The sequence below is a fragment of the Pedococcus sp. genome (assembly GCF_036000045.1).
Lineage (GTDB): Bacteria > Actinomycetota > Actinomycetes > Actinomycetales > Dermatophilaceae > Pedococcus.
Window position 1 is genome coordinate 1 of record NZ_DASYGF010000085.1, and the last position, 4152, is coordinate 4152.

Here is a 4152-nt window from a genome sequence, read left to right on the forward strand (position 1 = left end):
ACAGGGAGAGGGCTGACGCTGGTGAAGGGTCGCGTGCTCATCGTCGATGACGATCTGGCGCTGGCAGAGATGCTCGGCATCGTCCTGCGCAACGAGGGGCTCGAGGTGACGCACGTGGCCGACGGCTCCAGCGCGCTAGGCGCCTTCCGCGACTCCCGGCCCGACCTCGTGCTGCTCGACCTCATGCTCCCCGGCGTGGACGGCATGGAGGTATGCCGGCGCATCCGGGCCGAGTCCGGCGTGCCTATCGTCATGCTGACGGCCCGCACCGACACCCTCGACGTCGTCGTCGGGCTGGAGTCGGGCGCCGACGACTACGTCGTCAAGCCGTTCAAGCCCCAGGAGCTGATCGCCCGCATCCGGGCCCGCCTGCGGCGTGGCGACGAGCCGGAGCCGGAGCGTCTCGAGATCGGTGACCTCCAGATCGACGTGGCCGGTCACTCCGTCAAGCGCGACGGGCGCGCGCTGTCCCTGACGCCGCTCGAGTTCGACCTGCTCGTCGCTCTGGCCCGCAAGCCCTGGCAGGTGTTCACCCGCGAGGTGCTGCTCGAGCAGGTCTGGGGCTACCGCCACGCCGGCGACACCCGGCTGGTCAACGTGCACGTGCAGCGGCTGCGTTCCAAGATCGAGCACGACCCCGAGCACCCTGAGATCGTCGTGACCGTGCGAGGCGTCGGCTACAAGGCGGGCACGAGCTAGACATGGCACCGTCGGCCTCACCCAGCCCGGAGCGCGCGCCGACCCGCCGGTTCACGGACCAGACAGACCAGGCGCTGCGCCTGCTGCGCATTGGCGCACGGGACGGCCGCAGCGCCCTCGCCGCCGGCGGCCGCTGGCTGGCCCACACCTGGCGCTCGTCCCTGCAGTTTCGCGTCGTCAGCAGCACCATGCTGCTCGGGCTCGCTGTGGTCCTCGTGCTGGGCACCTATCTCTTCCAGTCGATCTCGGACGGTCTCGAGCAGGACCGCATGTCCAGTGCCCAGGTCGAGACGGCGCGCCTGGACACCGACGTCCAGGGCAAGTTCGACGAGACCACTGCGGCCACCAACACGCCGTCGCTGAACCTCTTCGCGCAGACGGTCATCAAGGGTGCGGCCACGCCTGGCGGTGACACCGACCGCCAGCTGGTCTTCACCCGCAGCCTGGGCAACACCAGCCCGGCCCTGCTCAACACGGTGCTCTCGGGCCGAGCCGGGCTCGCGAGCATCCCTGCAGAGCTCCGTGAGGCGGTGCGCCGCGACCCACACCACCAGCAGGTGCAGCTCACAACGGTCCCGGACAGCCAGGGCGGCAGCCAGACGGTCGCGGCCGTGGTGGTGGGCTCCCAGATCGACGTGCCGGTGGCCGGCAAGTACGACCTCTACGCCGTCTATCCCATGCAGCGCGAGGAGGCGACCCTCGGACTGGTGACGAGGACCTTCACCCTCGGCGGGTTCTTTCTCGTGCTGCTCGTGGGCGCCGTGGCCTGGGTCGTGACCCGCCAGGTCGTCAACCCCGTGCGCCGGGCCGCCATGGTCGCCGAGCGCCTGTCGTCGGGGCGGCTGAACGAGCGCATGGGCTCCCGGGGGGAGGACGACCTCGCCCGCCTCGCCAAGTCCTTCAACGCGATGGCCGACAGCCTGCAGACCCAGATCCGTCAGCTCGAGGGTCTGTCGCGGCTGCAGCAACGATTCGTCAGCGACGTCTCGCACGAGCTGCGGACGCCGTTGACGACGATCCGGATGGCCGCGGACCTCATCCACGACTCGAGGGTCGACTTCGAGCCGGCCGTCTCCCGCTCCGCCGAGCTCCTGCACCACGAGCTGGACCGGTTCGAGGAGCTGCTCGCCGACCTGCTCGAGATCAGCCGGTTCGACGCGGGCGCGGCGAGGCTGGATGCCGAGGTGACCGACCTGCGGGTCACCGTCGGACGGGCCGTCGACGCCGCGCAGCCCGTGGCCGACCGCTGGGGCAGTGTCATCAAGGTGGAGGCGTCCGGAGCGACCGACGCCGAGATCGACGCACGACGGGTGGAGCGGATCCTGCGCAACCTGGTCGTCAACGCCCTCGAGCACGGCGACGGCAGACCCGTGGAGATCGCGCTGTCCGGCGACGACGCGGCCGTGGCCGTGACGGTGCGCGACCACGGTGTCGGTCTGCGGCCGGGCGAGGCTGCCTTGGTCTTCAACCGGTTCTGGCGAGCCGACCCCGCGCGTGCCCGGACGACGGGTGGCACCGGGCTGGGGCTGGCGATCTCGTTGGAGGACGCGCGCCTCCACGACGGCTGGCTACAGGCCTGGGGCGAGCCGGGTGAGGGGTCCTGCTTCCGGCTCACCCTGCCGCGGCGCATCGGCAGCCCCATCGTTGAGTCGCCGCTGCCGTTGCGCCCCGAGGACCTCACGGTCGAGCCCTCCAGGTCCACGGCGACCGTGAGCGCAGCGCAGATGTCGGTGACGGGGGTGCGACTGCAGAGTGGCCGCCCGTCACGAGGGGGAGAGGGCGCGTCGTGAGGCGCTCGTATGCCGCGTGGTTGGCGGTATGCGGCCTGCTGCTGTCCGCCTGCGGAGGCCTCTCCACCAGCTCACCGGTGCACCAAGGGCTCGACGTCAGCACGGTCCAGGAGAACCAGGTCCGGGTCCTGGTCAACCCCGTCGGTCCGGGGTCTTCGCCCGAAGAGGTCGTGACCGGCTTCGTCCGAGCCGCTGCGGCCAGCGATGACCAGTACCAGGTGGCGCGATCGTACCTCGTGCCCGTGCAGGAGGCGACGTGGCGCCCTGACTCCTCCGTCATGGTCTTCACCGACGACGCGTCCCTGACAATCACCCGGTCAGGGAGCAGCTCCGTGAAGGCCGTCGCGCAGGTCAGCGGACGCATCGACGGTGACGGCCGCTACCACGAGCTACCGCCGGGCTCGAAGGTCTCGGTGAGCTTCGGGCTGCAACGCATCGGGGGCGAGTGGCGCATCTCCAAGCTGCCCCAGGGCTTCGGCACCTGGCTGAGCGAGGCAGACGTCAGCAGGCTGTACGACCCGTTCCGTATCTACTACATCTCGGCCACCGAGCGGCGGCTCGTGCCGGACGTGCGCTGGTTCCCGGTCGGGACGGGGCTGGCGACCCGGCTCGCCCGCACCCTGTTGGCCGGCATCCCGGACTACCTGAGCGGTGCCGTGCGCAGCGACATCCCGGCAGGCACCCGCCTTGCGGTCGACTCGGTGCCGATCGAGTCCGGGACCGCCCAGGTCGACCTCACGGCGACGCGGGTCAGCAGCGACCCGGCCCAGCGCCAGGGACTCGCAGCGCAGCTGCTGGCGACCGTGATGCAGGCCTCCGGCGTCGAGCGGGTCGCCCTCCAGCTCGACGGGACCGACCTACAGGTACCTGGCGCGGCCAGCACGGGCCTGTTCGACCTCAGCGCTCTGGGCTTTCCGACCCCCGCCGACGCGGTCACCAAACCGTTGCTGCGCAAGGGCACCAGCCTCGTCGCCGTCGACCCCCAGCAGCTCGGGGAGCCGGGGAACCGTCCCCCCGCGCAGCCCAGCGGCTCGTTGCCGTCCATCCCCCTCGGATGGGCCTACCTGGCCATGGCGCCCTCCGGCGGCGAGGTCGCAGCGGTGAGCGGCGACCGTACCCAGCTCGAGCGGTGGCGTGGGCTCAACGCACTTCCGGTGGTCACGGTCGGCAGCGAGCTGACGCGCCCCGTCTACGACGCGGCCGGAGTCCTGTGGCTCGCTGGGGTTCAGGGCGGGGCCAGCAGGCTATGGGCAGTCAACCCGTCGGCCGACCCGAAGACCGTCCAAGGTCGGCCGCAGCTGGTCTCCGCAGGCTGGTTGGAAGGTCGTTCGGTCGTCAGCCTCCGGTTCGCGCCTGACGGGCAGCGTGTCGCCCTCATCTCCACGGACCGGAACGGCCGCGCTCCGCGCATCGACGTTGCTGGCGTCGTCCGCCAGCCCAACGGCATACCGCAGTCGCTGTCCACCCCCATCACCTTGGCGCCGTCGCTCACGACAGCTCGCGACCTGGTCTGGGTCGACGACGCCACCCTCGCCGTCCTCGGGCGCAAGGTCGCTTCGCAGGCAGTGAGGCCGTGGTTCGTTCCGCTCGGAGGCCCGATCACTGCGGGTCCGGAGATCCCGGGAGCGATGACGATCACGACGGTCAACGCCGAGCGCGGTCT

3 protein-coding genes are annotated in these 4152 nt (G+C 71.1%); all 3 read left to right on the forward strand.

Annotated features, from left to right (window positions below; translation table 11 throughout):
- The first annotated feature begins 21 nt into the window (after positions 1 to 21).
- Entirely contained in the window at positions 22 to 699 is a 678-nt protein-coding gene (mtrA, locus tag VGN50_RS12820; protein WP_327445198.1) for an MtrAB system response regulator MtrA, read from the forward strand.
- Positions 700 to 701: 2 nt separating this feature from the next.
- Positions 702 to 2489: an MtrAB system histidine kinase MtrB gene (gene mtrB, locus VGN50_RS12825; protein WP_327445196.1), complete on the forward strand. Its 1788-nt coding sequence runs from the start codon at positions 702 to 704 to the stop codon at positions 2487 to 2489.
- Positions 2486 to 4152, forward strand: a 1667-nt coding sequence (locus VGN50_RS12830) for an LpqB family beta-propeller domain-containing protein (protein WP_327445197.1), incomplete at its 3' end; no start/stop codon positions are given. The genes mtrB and VGN50_RS12830, both read left to right, overlap by 4 nt.

Coding starts and splice junctions, on each gene's coding strand:
- mtrB (WP_327445196.1), top strand. CDS start 702: ATGGCACCGTCGGCCTCACCCAGCCCGGAGCGCGCGCCGACCCGCCGG.